Genomic DNA, 16,360 nt, shown 5'->3' on the forward strand with positions numbered 1-16,360 from the left:
AACAACGTAAAAAGCATATAAAATAATGCCATAACGTACATAAGATTATCTTTTTCGTATCAGATATCAAGCCAGCTTATAAAGGAGGTTCTCCGTGTGTTCGAGCTAGACGTAGATCTGAATCCGCTGGCAGTGATTCGGGTCGTTGGTGTAGGCGGAGGCGGCAATAATGCAGTGAATCGAATGATCTCCCACGGGGTACGTGGTGTACAGTTTATATCTGTCAACACGGATGCCCAAGCGTTGCATCTTTCCAGAGCGGAGACTAAGATGCAGGTCGGTACGAAGCTGACCAAGGGGCTTGGCGCCGGAGCCAATCCGGACATCGGCAAGAAGGCAGCGGAAGAAAGCCGGGAAGATCTGCTGAACGCCTTAAAAGGAGCCGACATGGTTTTCGTCACGGCTGGTATGGGTGGCGGCACAGGAACTGGAGCTGCACCGGTCGTCGCCGAAGTGGCCAAGGAATTGGGCGCCCTCACGGTCGGTGTTGTAACCCGGCCTTTCACCTTTGAAGGACGCAAACGGGCGATGCAGGCGGAGAGAGGAATTCAAGAACTCCGGGCAGCTGTCGACACGTTGATCGTCATCCCGAACGACCGGCTCCTGCAGGTTGTGGACAAACATACTCCCATGAATGAAGCCTTCCGGCTGGCTGATGATATCTTGCGCCAAGGTGTTCAGGGCATATCGGACCTCATCGCTGTTCCTGGTTTGATCAACCTGGACTTTGCCGATGTGAAGACGATCATGACTGATACAGGATCGGCACTGATGGGTGTCGGTGTCGCTTCCGGCGAGCATCGTGCCGTTGATGCGGTGAAGAAGGCCATCTCCAGCCCCTTATTGGAGACATCCATCGAGGGGGCCAAAGGTGTACTGATGAACATCACTGGTGGCGTCAACTTAGGCATGCTGGAAGTCAACGAAGCTGCCGAGATTGTCACCGAGGTGGCCGACCCAGAAGCGAATATCATCTTCGGCGCTGTTATTGACGAATCGATGGAAGATGAAGTACGGGTCACCGTGATTGCAACAGGATTCGATCAACGACACGTCCAACCGGTTCCACAACCAGTGACGCGAGTTGTATCTCCTGGAATACCGTCGGGTTTTGCCCCTTCGGCAGGAACGAAGGAAAAATTTGTGCAACCGCAACCGGTGGCAACTCCCCAGCCAACCATGGAAGTCAAGCCGGTTCCCCTTGTGGACGACATAGATATCCCGGTCTTTTTGCGGAAATACAAAGGATAACTGAAAAAATCGAGAGATTATGAAACCCTACAGCCTCAGGCTGCAGGGTTTTATTTTTTTTACATTTCCTTCATTTAGCGCAGGAACTGACAAATTTTGTAAATTAAATTCGGTATAATTATTCCTGTAAACGGAATGGCACATCGGTGGTGAACCAGTTTGGGCGAAAGCCTGATTATCTATTGGGATGTTTTATGGATCATCAACTTTATGATGGACGCCATCCTGTTGAGCATAACCAGCGCTGTACTGCGATTGCCGATCCGGCCGTTACGGTTGGCGTTGGCAGCCTTCCTCGGCGCTACCCTTTCTTTACCCTTTCTTTGGTTCAGTGCCGGAATCGTGCTCACCTGGGTGATGAAATTGCTCCTGGGCGGCCTGATGGTCAAAGCAGCTTTTTCGTTACAGGGATGGAGAAAGACCCTTCAGGCTTGGTCGATCTTCTACCTCAGCGCCTGGGTTGCCGGAGGGATCCTCTACTCGTTGGCGCCCTCAGAGACAGGGACAGGAACCTTTTGGGTCCTCTTGCTGTTGGCAGCAGCCTTAACAGCAGCAGTAATGCTCCTCTGGCGGCAAGCTCGCCAAAAAGGTGCCTGGCAGGCCGAATTGACTGTCCACATGCCCGGCGGAGTGTCTACCATACCGGCGCTGATTGACAGCGGCAATCGGCTTGTAGACCCCATCACGGGAGCACCGGTCATCGTCGTCGAACAAGACAGCCTGGATCCGTTCCTACCGGACGGATGGAAAGAGAACTCCATCGTCAGTGAATCTCCTCTAAGCCCTCGCTTTATCCCCTACAAATCCATAGGCAATCCCGACGGACTGATATTAGGGTTCCGCCCGTTGCGGGTGGAACTGCGTTCCGCCGAGGGACGAAACATGGAGTGTACCGGTGCGCTCATCGGTATTACCCGGCAAAAACTTGATCCGTCCGGTCAATATAGGGCCTTGGTGCCTGACGCCTGGGGATGGTGATTCCAAAGGAGGATGTCAAGCGTGAACAAATCTGCTGTAACCAGTATATCGCCAAAGGCGGTGAAAAATTACTTCCAATCAGAATTTTACAATCTTTTACGCCGGTTCAACCTCATTCCTGAGGTACACTACATCGGTTCCAGCGAGACCTTGCCGCCGCCCTTAAGCAATGATGAAGAACATCATCTTTTGGAGGCTCTAGAGAGAGGCGATCTGACGGTCAAGTCCATACTGATCGAGCGCAATCTTCGCCTCGTCGTCTATATCGCCCGTAAGTTCGAAAACACCGGTGTGGGTATTGAAGATCTCGTCTCCATCGGTACTATTGGTCTCATCAAAGCTGTGAACACCTTCGACCCCTTAAAAAAGATCAAGCTGGCCACCTACGCCTCCCGGTGCATTGAAAATGAAATTCTCATGTATTTGCGGCGCAACAACAAGACACGCTCGGAAGTGTCCTTTGACGAGCCTTTGAACATCGACTGGGATGGCAACGAACTGCTCTTGTCCGATGTCCTCGGCACGGAAAACGACATCATCTATAAATCGATCGAAGAAGAAGTGGACCGCAAACTTTTGCAGGCGGCTATGAGCAAACTGACCACGCGAGAACGGCGCATCGTCGAATTACGGTTCGGTCTGCGAGACAGTCGGGAAAAGACACAGAAAGAAGTGGCCGACATGCTCGGTATCTCTCAGTCTTACATATCACGGTTGGAGAAACGGATCATCAAGCGCTTGCGCAAGGAAATGAATCGGATGGAATAAGTTTCTGACGGCAGTATAAGGCAAAAAGGCCGGGCAATACTAGAGGGTGTAATGAATGCCGCCGTCGGGAGGGTTGCCCATGATGGTCAACAAGGTGGAAATCTGCGGCGTGAACACCTCTAAGTTGCCCGTGCTCACCAATGCAGAAATGAGAACCTTGTTTCAGGCCATGCAGTCAGGGGAAACGCATGCCCGGGAAAAGTTAATCAGTGGCAATTTGCGATTAGTTTTAAGTGTCATCCAGCGCTTCACCAATCGCGGTGAATACGTGGATGACCTTTTTCAAGTCGGATGCATCGGACTGATGAAAGCCATTGATAACTTTGACCTTAGCCAGAACGTAAAATTCTCCACCTATGCCGTACCGATGATCATCGGTGAAATTCGCCGCTACCTGCGGGACAATAACCCGATTCGGGTCAGCCGTTCCTTGCGGGATATCGCCTACAAAGCCCTCCAGATTCGTGATCAACTGGTCAACCAACTGTCTCGGGAACCTTCTGTATCAGAGATCGCCGATGCTCTCGGTTTTCCCCGGGAAGATGTGGTCTTTGCCCTCGATGCGATTCAGGAGCCCATCTCTCTCTTCGAACCGATCTACCATGATGGAGGAGATCCTATCTTTGTCATGGATCAGATCGGCGATGAGAAAAACCAAGACACCCAGTGGCTCGAAGGTATTGCCGTCCGGGAAGCTTTGCGGCGATTGAACGACCGGGAAAAACTCATCCTTACGCTGCGATTCTTTGAAGGAAAGACACAGATGGAGGTGGCCGATGAGATCGGCATCTCGCAAGCCCAGGTGTCACGACTGGAGAAGGCTGCTTTGACCCATATGCGCAAACATGTTTAATTAAAAACAGGTCTAACGAAAATATGTCTGGTTTTTGGTGGAAATGAAGTCACGGTTCAGCCCCTCTCCTCATAATATGTAGCAGCAAGAGGGAGGTGGCAGACTGTGATTAAGATTTCGGACTTGCGCTTACGTGATATCGTCAACGTAGCCGATGGGCGCCGGTTAGGTATGATCAAGGATATCGACATTGATCCGGAGATGGGGAAGGTAAAGGCGATCGTACTACCGGGACAAGGAAGAATGAATTTCTTCAGTCGGGGAGACGACCTGGTTGTTCCCTGGGACCGGATCCGAAAAATCGGCGTTGATGTTATCCTGGTCGATGTGAGCAATTTTAGCGAATCGAATATGGACTTCGGATGATCGGTAAATCAAAGAAACAGTCGAAAACGAAAAGAGAAGGTAAATCAAATAAATGTAAAATATCATCGGGTATCGTAGAAGGTACCCGTTTTTTTTATGGATTTCAAGCCTTGCTGATTCTGTCGGAGAGAGATAGAATTACAGTTGTCTTTCCGGAAAGCGGCCTTTATGCCTACTTTTTGCGTGAAAAAACGAGACTAATGTCCCAAGAGATTTGGAAAAATGCTCCTTGACCGTCACAGATATAGGGGTTTATAATAAACCTGCTCCTAGATCTAGTGTCGGATAGGAGGAAAAAGTCGATGCGGTGTATCTATTGTGGTCATTCGGAATCCAAAGTTTTGGAAACTCGCAGTCTCGAAGAAGGCCGTGTCATTCGCCGTCGACGGGAGTGCATGGACTGCAGCCGCCGTTTCACTACCCTTGAGCGTGTCGAAGAGACGCCCTTAGTGGTTCGCAAGAAAGACGGTTCCTTAGAGACTTTTGATCGCAATAAACTTCTCTCGGGCCTACTGAGAGCTTGCGAAAAGCGGTCGATCCCATTACATACGTTAGAAGAACTCGTCTCTGTCATCGAACGGGACCTGCGCAGCCAATCGGAACGGGAAGTGCCTAGCCAACAGATCGGCGAGTTGGTCATGCAACGGCTGCGGAGTATCGACGAAGTGGCTTATGTTCGTTTTGCCTCGGTCTACCGCCAGTTTACAGATGTGGGCCGCTTTTTGGAGGAATTGGAGACTCTTCTACATCAGAAGCGGTAGCAATCGACGGCAGATCCAATTCATAGAGCTTTTGTGGAAAGGTTCTCTTGATACTAATTTTTAATACATAGGTGATAAAACAGTTTGTAAAAGTAATTTAAGATCGATAAGGGCATGTTCTGTCCTTTTTAATAAATAATCACACTGTGTTAATAGTAAAAAACATTGCCGCAAATAGGGCAATGGAGGAGGAGTACCGATTGTTCAGTAAGATTCGGAAACGGGACGGACGGGTGACCGAATTCCACGAATCAAAAATCACCGATGCCATCTTCAAGGCGGCTCACGCCGTCGGGGGAGAAGACCGGCAGTTGGCCATGGAACTGACATTGCAGGTCCTCAAGGCTTTAAAAAGCAAGTACAACGGCAATATCTTCTCCGTCGAAGACGTGCAGGATATGGTGGAAAAGGTGCTCATCGAAAGCGGACATGCTCGGACGGCGAAAGCCTATATCCTATACCGAAATCAGCGAAATCGCATCCGCGACGGGAAATCGGATCTCATGGACACGGTGAGCGAAATCCTTAAAGAGACGAACCGGGAAAACGCCAACGTCTCGAACAGCCCTTCGGCAAAAGTGCTCCAGATCTCTGAAATCGCTTCAGTCAACTATTATTTAAACCGGGTTATCCCCGAAGATGAATCAGCGGCCCACCGCGATGGAGATATCTATATCCATGACTTGGCTTGGTATGGAAAAACCCTCACCTGCCTGCAAATCCCTCTAGGACAGCTGTTGAGTGAAGGCTTTGACAACGGCCATGGCTACATCCGCTCACCCAAGAGTGTCAAGACGGCTGCTGCCCTGGCTGCGATCATCCTTCAATCCAATCAAAACGATATGCACGGCGGACAGTCCTTCGCTTATTTCGACCGTGACATGGCACCCTATGTGCAGGCCGAGTACGTACGGCAGGAGCGGGATCTTCGGCAAGCCATAAAGGCCTTGGCTGTTGAGGCCGATGAGGACAAGCTCTCTAAATTGATCATGGAACGAGTCGAAAGCGAGACCTATCAGGCCATGGAGGGCTTCATCTACAACCTGAACACCATGCACAGCCGGGCTGGCGCTCAAGTTCCCTTTTCGTCGATCAACTTCGGCACCGATACGTCTTGGCAGGGGCGATTGATCACGAAATCCTTTCTGATGGCTTATGAGAAAGGATTAGGCAAAGGGGAGGCGCCCATCTTCCCGAACGTTTGCTTCAAGATCAAAAAAGGTATCAACTACGAGCCGGGCGATCGCAACTACGACCTTTTCCAGCTATCGATGAAGGTAGCCTGTAAACGCCTTTTCCCCAACTTTGCCTTCCAAGACGCCTCTTTCAACAAGGATTACAACGAACAAGGTCAAGAAGTGGCATACATGGGCTGCCGGACCCGGGTCATGGCCAACCTCAACGGGCCTGAAGTGACTGACGGTCGTGGTAACCTGTCCTTTACCAGCATCAACCTGCCTCGGTTAGGGCTGCGCGCGCAAGGAGACATGAAGGAATTCTGGAAGCTGCTCGACGAGACGATCGATCTCGTCATTCAACAACTCCTTACCCGCTATGACGTACAGAAGAACTTAAAAGTAAAGGATTTCCCCTTCCTCATGGGCCAGAAGCTCTATCTAGACAGTGAAAAGCTTGGTTGGAACGATAAAATCGAGCCTGTCATCAAGCACGGCACCTTATCGATGGGCTTCATCGGACTCGCCGAATGCCTCATCACCTTGGTCGGCAAGCACCACGGCGAATCGAAAGCTGCTCAGGAACTCGGCCTCGAGATTGTGAAGCATATGCGCCAGCGGATGGATGAAGCAGGAAACGAATACGGTCTGAACTTTTCCTTATTAGCTACACCGGCCGAAGGCTTATCAGGGAAATTTACCAAAAAGGACCGGGAACGCTTCGGCATCGTCGAAAGAGTAACCAACCGTGATTGGTATACCAATTCCTTTCATGTACCTGTTGACTATAAAATCAATGCCTTTGAAAAAATCGCTATCGAAGGCCCCTACCACCAATATACCAATGCTGGACATATCTCTTATGTGGAACTTCCATCAGCGCCGGAACACAATTTGCAGGCTTTTGAAGCGATTATCAAAGCCATGTATGAAGCTGACATGGGCTATGCTGCCGTCAACTTCCCCGTAGATATCTGCAAACGCTGCGGCTACAACGGCGTCATTCCGGAAGATTCCTGCCCCAAATGTGACAGCGGTGCCATCTCCCGGGTCCGGAGGATCACCGGCTACCTGTCCACTCTCGATCACTTCAACGATGCCAAGAAGGCAGAAGAGTCAAGCCGGACGAAACATGAGTTTTTATTGAGAGAATAGAAATAGAATAAAGAAAAAAGCACCCAAAAGGCCTTGCGCAAATGGGTGCTTTTTTCTTTGCGGGTAGATTCTTTACCGGGTAAAGCGGCACACCGGTAAATAGGCATTGCCATCCAGGGGGATGAGCACCTGCAAAGAAGGCTGACCTCCAGACAAGCCGATGGCGTAGACCGAGAGAATGCGATTCGCCGCTATACGTACATTCGGTACGGTTAATACGACTTGATTGGTTCCGGCTGGGCGAGCCTCTAAGGTATACAGACCCGGCTGGACGGGGATGTAGTCGGTCACTTGCGTATAGCTTACGTTCCGGAACAGTTGGACCCCTGTCGATGTGGCGATGTCCACCGCCGGCGTGTTGGGGGAGAGGTGGACGAAACGGACATAGGATTGGCCGAAGCCCCTGGCGATACAGGGATCAGCGATGGGAAGCAAGCGAAGATTGGGCAGCGTTCCGATCGCTGCGGCGGTGTAGATAGTTCCTGCTGGGATGGAAAGGGTCGCATCGATGACAGGGCTGGTCCGAGAGCCTGCGGGAAAAACCACGATCCGATAGCGGCCCGGGAAGAGGGGCAAGTACTGCGTAAATTGCCGGTAGGTCAAGTTACGGACGATGAGAACATTATTGGCATAGACATCTACTGCAGGGGCACCAGGGGCTGCATGGAGAATACGGACAAACGACTGCCCGTCTACAGAAGCATGGTAATCACTGTCTAAAGGGTAAAAGAAATCGTCATGCATCCAACGGTCATCCTTTCCCAATGCGAACTCGTTTCCTGTAGCATCCATATGCTGCGAACGGGCAAAGGGTGAGAGCAGGAAGATGTAAGAAATGAAGCACCGAGATAGGGGCGGTGCATAATCTACTCAAAAACAGAGGAGTTGAGACTGTGAACTCGTCATACCTCAAGTCACCATACCCGGGCTATCCCTATACCACCTACAAGTACTATCCCACTTTTATGTATGTCCCTGTATACGCCTATCCTGAAGCGTTGCAAATCATCATCCAATCGGTAAGTGCAGAAAAAGAAGATGAGTTGTTTTACAACTACCTGCTCAATGCAGCACCGCAAGAACAAAAAGAGATTGTCGCCTCCATCCGCGATGATGAATTAAAGCATTTTAAGATGCTGCGTCAGATATACTGGGAGGTGACCGGCCAAGACATACCGCAGACGGCTGAGGTATCCTTCGAAGAACCGAAGAGTTTCTGTGAAGGCATTAAAAAGGCTCTCTTCGGAGAACTAGCGGCGGTGGAACGGTATCGAAAAGCGTTGAACGGTTTCGAATTCCTCCCCTATCGGAATATGATCACAGAGATTTACACGGATGAACTGAAACATGGGTCCAAATGGAACTTTTTATATACGTTGAATTGCCTATCAGGTCAGAGATAAGAAACGCCCATGACGAATCGGTCATGGGCATGTACAACTTCAGGAAAAAGATCGGTTGAACATTCTGCATAATCATTGGTTTTTATCTTTGTTTTTAACGGTAAAATTATGTCTTGGGAAAAATCTGGGGTGTAATGACGGAGTGAGCGTTTTGGGCGGAGGGGCGTCGTGAGCGATAGTTGCGAAGCGGAATAGTGCGCCAAGGTTTACATGCAAAAACGCTCAGAGGTTTGGCGCACCCGCGGAGCAACCGAGCGAACAGCCACGGAGCCCTTAGCGAGCGGAGTCATTACACCCCGATTTACCACGATGTTTAAATGCAAGACCCCATTTTTGAATCTGATACTACAAGTATTATGTCAGACAGAAGAGGTACATCTTTTTCAATTTAACTTTACCGACTATTAGCTGATTCCGATTGATAGTCGCGAATCTCGGCAAGAAAAGTCTCGCCATACTGGTTGAGCTTCCGTTCGCCGATGCCGCTGATCGAAAGCAGCGATTGTCGATCGGTCGGGCAACGGTCACTCATCTCCCGCAGGGTGCTGTCGGGGAAGACGATGTAGGGAGGAATACCGGCTTTATCGGCGATAGACTTGCGCAAGCGGCGCAGACGCTCGAAGAGGGTCGAATCAGCTTGAAGCTTACGAGTGCGCTTGCGGGTTTTCTGGAAGACCTGTTCCTGCCCTTTCAGCACGGGGATGGCTTTATCTAAAAGACGGACGACAGGAAACTGGCCTTCCGTCACATAGAGGTATCCCTCCGACACGAGGATGTTGATCATATCGGTAATCTCTTTTAGTTTATACTCTTTCATCAACCCGTACGTGGACAGGCGGTGAAATCCGAACTGGTCCACTTTTTTGTTTTTAGAGCCTTTCAACACTTCCGCCACGGTGGACATGCCAAAGCGCTCTTGCATGCGTCGGATACAGGAAAAAATCTTCTGTGCCTCTACGGTGATGTCTGTCTCTTCGACAGCGTCGTTACAGGTACTGCAGTTGTTACAGAAGTCGGGACCTTCTTCACCAAAGTAGGCCAGGATATTCTGACGCAGGCACCGTTGGGTATGACAATAATCGATCATGGACTGCAGTTTCCGGTATTCCATGCTTTTTCGTTCCGGTGTCATCTGGCTCTGCTCAATGAGATATTTTTGGATGTGGGTATCTTGGGGGCTGTAGAGCAGAATACACTCGCCCGGCTCGCCGTCTCGACCTGCCCTGCCTGCTTCCTGGTAATAGGACTCCATATTCTTTGGCATATTGTAATGGATCACGAAACGCACATTGGACTTGTCGATCCCCATGCCGAAGGCGTTGGTAGCGACCATGACCCGGATATTGTCATAGAGAAAAGCGTCCTGGCCGCTGGACCGCTCAAGATCGCTGAGACCGGCATGATACTTACCTGAGGTGATCCCTTTTCGGCGCAAAAACTCGTAGAGGTTATCTACTTCTTTACGGGTAGCCGCATAGATGATTCCGGCCCGTTCCTTATTTTCACTGATGTACTTCAAGATGAAGTCTTTCTTGTTTTCGCCGCGAACGACCGAAAAGGAGAGATTCTGACGGTCGAAACCGGTTACATAGAGGTGGGGTTCAATTAAACCTAAGTGTCGTACAATATCGTTGGTCACCAATTCAGTGGCTGTAGCCGTGAAGGCGGCCACGCGAGGACGTTGGGCAAAGTCGGCGATCAGTGAAGCGATAGAGAGGTAACTGGGGCGAAAATCATGACCCCATTGGGAGACGCAGTGGGCTTCATCGACAGCCACTAAGGACACTTTCTGACGTTGCAAGAGGGAGCGGAAATAGGATGACTCCAACCGTTCCGGCGCCACATAGAGCAGCTTATAGGAACCCTGGGCAAGGTGATAAAGGCGAGCCTCTTGCTCTTGAGCCTCGAGGGAACTGTTGATGTAAGTGGCTGCGATGCCGAGGTTGTTCAAACTGTCTACCTGATCTTTCATCAGTGAGATGAGCGGTGAAATGACCAGCGTCAACCCCGGGGAAAGCAATGCCGGAATTTGATAACAGATGGATTTTCCACCGCCGGTGGGCATGATGCCTACCGTATCGTATCCAGCCAGCAGACTGCCGATGATTTTTTCTTGGCCTGGGCGAAAAGCAAGATAGCCATAATATTTTTTTAATAGTTCACGGGCTTTTGTGAGCACCTTTGTCCACTCCAGAAATAAATATCGAAAAGAAATGCCATTGATGATGAAGCAATGTGTAGGTATATTGGTAAAATCATCGCTAAGATCCCTAAACTATTCGACAAAGAAGGTAAACCTTCCTTCTTCGCCGGTGGAAGAGTATGGAAGAAATCTCTTGACGGCTACATACACCCATACTAAACTAAAAGTATTTGATATGACGAGGTTGGTCAACCTGAAAATATATTTTATTCGACATGGACAAACCGATGAAAACATAATTCCCTTACAGGCCCGCTTTACGATTGATACGTTCAACAGCATGATGGACTCTTCACCGTTGTCGGTCCGGTTGAATCCAACCGGAATCAAACAGGTGGAGTCAGTGGCTGCACAACTGGTACATATCCCTTTTCAGACCATCGTGGCGAGTCCCTTTCGGCGCGCCCAGGAGACGGCGGCCATATTGGCCCGCCGCTGGAACAGGGACGTGGTCACCTTGGACAACCTGGGGGAAATCGTGCTGGCCAAGGTGCCCTGGAGTGGGAAAGAACTAGAAATCCCCTTTTGGCTGTTGATCACCATGACAACATGGCGCCATGTCTGGCCTTGGACCGACGATGAAGAAACCTTGTATCAGGCTTTCGATCGTGCCCGCGAAGCTTGGGCAGAACTGCTCAACTTGGCAGTGCAGCGGGGGCCCATCGTCGTCGTCTCCCATCTAGGGTTTTTACGGGTTCTTCTTCTTTACATCCGAACCCGTAAGGGCTGTCAAGTGCTAAAAAAGGATCTTGGCAATGGTGGGATATCTATCGTCCAGGTGGATGATCTGGCCGAGGCGATACAGATGCCGGCTCGGCAAGCGTAATAATTTATGTAACCACTCGAGATTGAAATAAATTACGCAATCAAGCGAGATAAATGGATGAAATGAGGAAAAACAATCAATGATTTGCCTTTACAAAGCAAAAATACTCCGGTAAGATAGCGCTGAAAGCACAACCGCATAAGCTACGGTTACAGGTGCCCGCGAGGGAGAATAGGGAACCGGGTGAGAATCCTGGGCGGTCCCGCCGCTGTATGGTCGAGTTTGTTGCAATGAGCCACTTCGTGTGAGGGAAGGCGCCGCAAACGATTAAGCCGAGCCAGAAGACCTGCCTGTACACTGTTCGACGTACCCTTCCAGGAAAAGGGTAGTGTCTTTGTGGGATGATGGAAAAGTCCCCAGATCTGATCATGCAGATCTGGGGACTTTTTGCTTTTCAAAAGGAGTGATGAGATTGTGGAACTGACCCAGCGTGAAGCAGCCTGCCGGAACATCACTACAGCGGAGATGGTGGAGGCAGCTTGGCAGGAGCAAGTTTACCCCGAAGTGATCCGCCAGGGACTGGCGGAAGGAACCATTGTTCTACCGATGAACAAAAATCGAAGCAAGGGGCGGAAGGCCGTAGCTTTTGGCCGCCCGCTGTCAACAAAAGTGAGCGCTTCCATCGGCTTACCCCTGACAGGTGGTCAGGAAGCCCTTGAAAAAGAAAAACTGCAGGTGGCAGTGGCGGCGGGGGCCGATGCGATCATAGATCTTTCCATCGGTGTGGAAAAGGACGGCGACTTAGTTTCCGGTTTGCGCCGTTTTCTTCAATGGACCCTCCAGAATTGCCCACAGCCTATCGGCTCCCTGCCGATCTATGAAGTTTTCGCCTGCCGACGAGGCGGTCAAAAGGGCGGAACCTTGGCTACGACTGTAGACCTGTTAGTGCGGAGGGGAATGGAATAGCGACTTCCCCAAGGAAAATTAGTGACGACAGGCAGGTCATAACGTCGAGTCGCGGGCTCTTATTGACGCTTTTTATTTGCCCCCTTTGGCTTACACAGTCAAAGGGGGTCTTTTTATAGAGGGAGGATTTTTACATAGGATTGGACAAAGGGCAGGGGAAGGAGAATGAACTCTCCTGTCGAAATAACCTTATTTGTGTTATTAACATCACAAAAAGGAGCGCTGTAATCCATGGGTATGTTCAAATCGAATCAATTTTCTCGCACCTTGCTGATCGCTGGGATGACCGCCCTTTTAGCCGTACAGGCGGTTTCTCTGACCGGTTGCGGTACCAAAACCGACCCAGCTTCACCAGCAAAAACAGAAATTTCCGGACCCGTTAAACTAGGGGTTTTGCCGATCGAAGACAATCTGCCCTTCTATGTGGCCGAACAGGAAGGGATGTTTAAGAACAAAAATATGGATGTGACACTGGTGCCCTTCGCCTCAGCCCAAGAGCGGGACGCCGCCTTGCAGGCTGGTCAAATTGATGGGGAAGTGGCAGACCTGGTCGCCGTGGGACTCCTGCAAAAGAGCGGTACACCGGTCAAAGTGGCCGCTGTCGGTCTCGGCGTAACGCCCCAGGAAGGCCGTTTTGCTTTGCTGGCGTCGCCCAAATCGGGAATCAATTCGCTAGCAGACTTGAAAAATGTCCCCGTCGCTGTTTCGGAAAACAGCATCATTGAGTTTGTCGACGATCAGTTGTTAAGCGATGCCGGTTTCCATGCTGACGAGATGAAAAAGACGGCCATTCCCAAGATGCCGATTCGCCTGCAGATGCTGCTGAGCGATCAGGTGAAAGCAGCTATTCTTCCCGACCCTTTAGCTTTTCTCGCTGAGAAGCAAGGGGCCAAGCTGATCGCGGACGATACGAAGAAGAACATCTCCCAGACCGTTCTGCTTTTCCGCCAGGATAGCGTAGAGAAAAAAGGGGAAGCTTTGAAAAAAGTCGTCCAAGTGTATGGAGAAGCCGGGGAGGCCATGACCAAGGAGCCCAATAAGTACCGCTCTTTGGTCGTGGAGAAAGCTAACATTCCGAAAGAGATTCAAGGCAGTTATGCATTGCCGACCTTTTCCAAACCGGTGCCGCCCACGAAGGAGGAAGTCGCCTCTGTGATCAATTGGATGGTCAGCAAAAAACTGCTCGATAAGGCATATACCTATGAAGAACTGGTGGATACGACACTCGCGCCATGATCGAACTGACTGATGTTTCTCTCCGCTACGGCAAAACGGCGGAAAGCGTACAGGTGTTGGAACGTTTGTCCCTCACAGTGCCGCCAGGAGAGCGTTGTGTCTTGATCGGCCCCTCTGGATGCGGTAAAAGTACCTTGCTCCAAGTGCTGGCCGGCCTCATCCCTCCTCAAGCGGGAAAGATCAACGTCGGCGGTCAGGCCATCACCGGTCCACGACGGCAAACTTCCTATATCCTTCAGGATTTCGGTCTTTTTCCTTGGAAGACGGTAGAGGAAAATGTGGCTTTAGCTTTGCGCATTCAAGGGACAGGCCGGTCCGATGCGTTCAGAGCGATTCAGCCGATCCTGTCTCGATTAGGCCTGGCAGGGATGGAGAAGCGTTATCCTCGACAACTGTCGGGCGGGCAGCGGCAGCGAGTCGCCGTTGGACGCGCTTTAGCGACAAAACCGGATCTGCTATTGATGGACGAACCATTCTCAGCGCTAGACGCGCTGACCCGCGAGTCTTTACAGGATTTAATCCTGGAAATAGCCCAACGCGAAGGGCTCACAGTTCTTCTCGTCACACATAGCATTGAAGAAGCTGCCTTGCTGGGGCAACGCATCTTGATCTTTGACGGGCCTCCCTTACAGCTTTTGGACAACATCGAGAATCCTCGTTCGGGCCGCCCCGACTATCGCCGGGATCGTGCTTTTCACGAGACCTGCAATCGCATTCGCGTCGTCCTCGACAAGCTTGTCAAAGCTGGTGATCCGCAGCAAAAGAGGCAAAACTTCTGCAATGGGATAAATATCGACGAGAACGCTCGAAAAGCTCTGCTTTCGGCAGAGGAGGTCAGCTCTGATGAACCGTAAGCAAGGTTGGCGCGATCTGACCGGCATAACCGGAGCGACCCTGTTTCTGATCGCCATCTGGCAGGTGGGCGCCCTGATGGTGAACAATCCCATGTTGCCTACGCCAAGCCGGGCTATTGAAGCTTTTTTTACCGCCCTAGCGGGAAAACTGGCCTTACATCTTTGGGTAAGCACCTACCGGGTGATGGCGAGCATCATCATATCGGTCCTCGTGGCCGTTCCCTTGGGTCTTTTTTTAGGCCGAAACCGTGCTGTCGACCGGTGGGTGGCGCCCCTCGTTTTTCTCACCTATCCCATCCCGAAAATCGTCTTTCTGCCGATTGTGCTGCTTTTTTTAGGCATCGGTGACAGTTCGAAGATTTTTTTGATTACGCTCATCGTTTCCTATCAAATTTTGGTGACAACTCGAGATGCGGCCAAGTCCGTCCAAGAGGCGGACATCTTGTCGCTGCGATCCTTAGGAGGAGGGCAATGGGACCTGTACCGCCATGTCATCATCCCTGCCTGTATCCCTGACATTTTAACGGCCTTGCGCATCAGCGCCGGAACTACGGTGGCTGTACTCTTCCTCGTTGAATCTTTTGCTACGGCAGAAGGTCTCGGGTACTACATCATGGACGCCTGGAGCCGGGCTGCTTCTGCCGATATGTTTGCCGGGATCATCGCTATGGCTCTGTTAGGATTCGTCCTGATCCTTTTAGTGGACGCCGCCGAAACATGGCTATGCGCTTGGAGAAAGGTCGAATAAACCAGCATTTACCAATTATTATTGACCACTCTAAAGGAATAAGTTAAAATAAATGGCGTGTACCCTTTGCTCCATTGATGTGAAAGGATAGGTGAGCAGATGTTTTTCCATCCCCTGGATTTTATGGTGCTTCCCTTTATGCTCTTGGCCATGTACGCCCAGTACAAGGTATCGAGTACGTTCAGCAAGTACTCATCGGTTTCAGCGAGGAGCGGAAACACCGGCGCCCAGGTGGCAAGGGGAATTCTTGACGCGAACGGACTGTACGACGTACCGGTCGAGATGGGACAGGGAATGCTGTCAGACCACTATGACCCTCGCGCGCGGGCAGTTCGCCTGTCGCCGGATGTATACCACGGTAACTCCGTGGCGTCCCTCGGTGTGGCCGCTCACGAAGTGGGTCATGCCATCCAGCACGCGAAAGGCTACGCGCCATTAGCCCTTCGCCATGCCTTTGTACCTGTGGCGAATCTTGGTTCCATGGCTGCGATGCCGCTATTTCTGTTGGGGTTTTTCCTTCACTTTCCTACTCTGATTCTCTTCGGGATCATCTTCTTCAGTGCAGCTGTGCTTTTCCAAGTGATTACGTTGCCAGTAGAATTCAACGCCTCCAATCGGGCCATGCAGATGCTTTCTCACTACAACTATGTTGGCCGCGATGAGATGGGCAGTGTCAAAAAAGTCCTTGGCGCGGCGGCGCTCACTTATGTGGCCTCAGCCTTGGTCGCAGTCGCCGAATTGTTTAAATATGTGTTAATTTTCTCCTCGGTCAATCGTGACGAATAATCTGACAGGCCTTTTGAGAAGCCTCCTGCTTTGGCGGGGGGCTTCTCACCGTTTAGCCCCTCGCCTATAATGAAAATGGCTTCTTTTTGCA

16 protein-coding genes and 1 riboswitch are annotated in these 16,360 nt (G+C 50.8%); of the genes, 14 read left to right on the forward strand and 2 right to left on the reverse strand.

Annotated elements, in window-relative coordinates:
• Positions 1 to 96: 96 nt before the first annotated feature.
• The 7 genes from ftsZ to GJ688_RS01075 all read left to right on the forward strand — a co-directional run bounded on the left by ftsZ (position 97) and on the right by GJ688_RS01075 (position 7,307).
• Complete coding sequence (gene ftsZ, locus GJ688_RS01040; RefSeq protein ID WP_170291534.1) at positions 97 to 1,251, forward strand: cell division protein FtsZ; 1,155 nt, start codon at positions 97 to 99, stop codon at positions 1,249 to 1,251.
• 159 nt (positions 1,252 to 1,410) lie between these two features.
• Positions 1,411 to 2,229 (forward strand): sigma-E processing peptidase SpoIIGA, encoded by an 819-nt coding sequence (locus GJ688_RS01045; RefSeq protein WP_155474675.1) that lies wholly within the window; start codon positions 1,411 to 1,413, stop codon positions 2,227 to 2,229.
• A gap of 60 nt (positions 2,230 to 2,289) precedes the next feature.
• The gene (sigE, locus tag GJ688_RS01050; protein WP_328597292.1) at positions 2,290 to 2,997 is read left to right on the forward strand and encodes an RNA polymerase sporulation sigma factor SigE; all 708 of its coding nucleotides are present in this window, start codon (positions 2,290 to 2,292) and stop codon (positions 2,995 to 2,997) included.
• A 79-nt stretch (positions 2,998 to 3,076) separates the two neighbouring features.
• Positions 3,077 to 3,850, forward strand: coding sequence for an RNA polymerase sporulation sigma factor SigG (gene sigG / locus GJ688_RS01055; RefSeq protein ID WP_170291535.1), 774 nt, complete (start codon positions 3,077 to 3,079; stop codon positions 3,848 to 3,850).
• 105 nt (positions 3,851 to 3,955) lie between these two features.
• Positions 3,956 to 4,216 (forward strand): YlmC/YmxH family sporulation protein, encoded by a 261-nt coding sequence (locus tag GJ688_RS01060; RefSeq protein WP_170291536.1) that lies wholly within the window; start codon positions 3,956 to 3,958, stop codon positions 4,214 to 4,216.
• Positions 4,217 to 4,518: 302 nt separating this feature from the next.
• A complete protein-coding gene (gene nrdR / locus GJ688_RS01070) occupies positions 4,519 to 4,977 on the forward strand; it encodes a transcriptional regulator NrdR (protein ID WP_155474679.1) in 459 nt (152 codons plus the stop codon).
• A gap of 200 nt (positions 4,978 to 5,177) precedes the next feature.
• Positions 5,178 to 7,307 (forward strand): anaerobic ribonucleoside triphosphate reductase, encoded by a 2,130-nt coding sequence (locus GJ688_RS01075; protein ID WP_155474680.1) that lies wholly within the window; start codon positions 5,178 to 5,180, stop codon positions 7,305 to 7,307.
• A gap of 72 nt (positions 7,308 to 7,379) precedes the next feature.
• Here GJ688_RS01075 and GJ688_RS01080 read toward each other — a convergent pair whose 3' ends face one another.
• Positions 7,380 to 8,051 (reverse strand): DUF4397 domain-containing protein, encoded by a 672-nt coding sequence (locus GJ688_RS01080; RefSeq protein ID WP_155474681.1) that lies wholly within the window; start codon positions 8,049 to 8,051, stop codon positions 7,380 to 7,382.
• Between the two features lie 149 nt (positions 8,052 to 8,200).
• Here GJ688_RS01080 and GJ688_RS01085 point away from each other — a divergent pair, with 149 nt between their 5' ends.
• Complete coding sequence (locus GJ688_RS01085; RefSeq protein ID WP_328597281.1) at positions 8,201 to 8,710, forward strand: ferritin-like domain-containing protein; 510 nt, start codon at positions 8,201 to 8,203, stop codon at positions 8,708 to 8,710.
• Positions 8,711 to 9,104: 394 nt separating this feature from the next.
• On the opposite strand, the gene recQ is transcribed toward GJ688_RS01085, so the two are convergent.
• Entirely contained in the window at positions 9,105 to 10,889 is a 1,785-nt protein-coding gene (recQ, locus tag GJ688_RS01090) for a DNA helicase RecQ (protein WP_170291537.1), read from the reverse strand.
• Between the two features lie 199 nt (positions 10,890 to 11,088).
• Here recQ and GJ688_RS01095 point away from each other — a divergent pair, with 199 nt between their 5' ends.
• The 6 genes from GJ688_RS01095 to GJ688_RS01120 all read left to right on the forward strand — a co-directional run bounded on the left by GJ688_RS01095 (position 11,089) and on the right by GJ688_RS01120 (position 16,269).
• On the forward strand, positions 11,089 to 11,739 hold the full coding sequence (locus tag GJ688_RS01095; RefSeq protein WP_170291538.1) for a histidine phosphatase family protein: 651 nt from the start codon (positions 11,089 to 11,091) through the stop codon (positions 11,737 to 11,739).
• 137 nt (positions 11,740 to 11,876) lie between these two features.
• Positions 11,877 to 12,047, forward strand: a riboswitch (cobalamin riboswitch).
• 106 nt (positions 12,048 to 12,153) lie between these two features.
• Positions 12,154 to 12,645 (forward strand): phosphomethylpyrimidine synthase ThiC, encoded by a 492-nt coding sequence (locus tag GJ688_RS01100; RefSeq protein ID WP_170291539.1) that lies wholly within the window; start codon positions 12,154 to 12,156, stop codon positions 12,643 to 12,645.
• A gap of 231 nt (positions 12,646 to 12,876) precedes the next feature.
• Positions 12,877 to 13,881 carry an ABC transporter substrate-binding protein gene (locus GJ688_RS01105; RefSeq protein WP_328597282.1) on the forward strand — a complete coding sequence of 335 codons (1,005 nt, stop codon included), beginning with the start codon at positions 12,877 to 12,879 and terminating at the stop codon, positions 13,879 to 13,881.
• On the forward strand, positions 13,878 to 14,735 hold the full coding sequence (locus tag GJ688_RS01110) for an ABC transporter ATP-binding protein (RefSeq protein ID WP_155474684.1): 858 nt from the start codon (positions 13,878 to 13,880) through the stop codon (positions 14,733 to 14,735). The genes GJ688_RS01105 and GJ688_RS01110 overlap by 4 nt, the downstream gene beginning before the upstream one ends.
• Positions 14,725 to 15,483, forward strand: coding sequence for an ABC transporter permease (locus GJ688_RS01115; protein WP_155474685.1), 759 nt, complete (start codon positions 14,725 to 14,727; stop codon positions 15,481 to 15,483). The genes GJ688_RS01110 and GJ688_RS01115 overlap by 11 nt, the downstream gene beginning before the upstream one ends.
• Before the next feature lie 99 nt (positions 15,484 to 15,582).
• Positions 15,583 to 16,269, forward strand: coding sequence for a zinc metallopeptidase (locus tag GJ688_RS01120; RefSeq protein ID WP_155474686.1), 687 nt, complete (start codon positions 15,583 to 15,585; stop codon positions 16,267 to 16,269).
• The last annotated feature ends 91 nt before the right edge of the window (positions 16,270 to 16,360 follow it).

The organism is Heliobacterium mobile (assembly GCF_009720735.1).
In the GTDB taxonomy this organism is placed as follows: Bacteria; Bacillota; Desulfitobacteriia; order Heliobacteriales; family Heliobacteriaceae; genus Heliobacterium; species Heliobacterium mobile.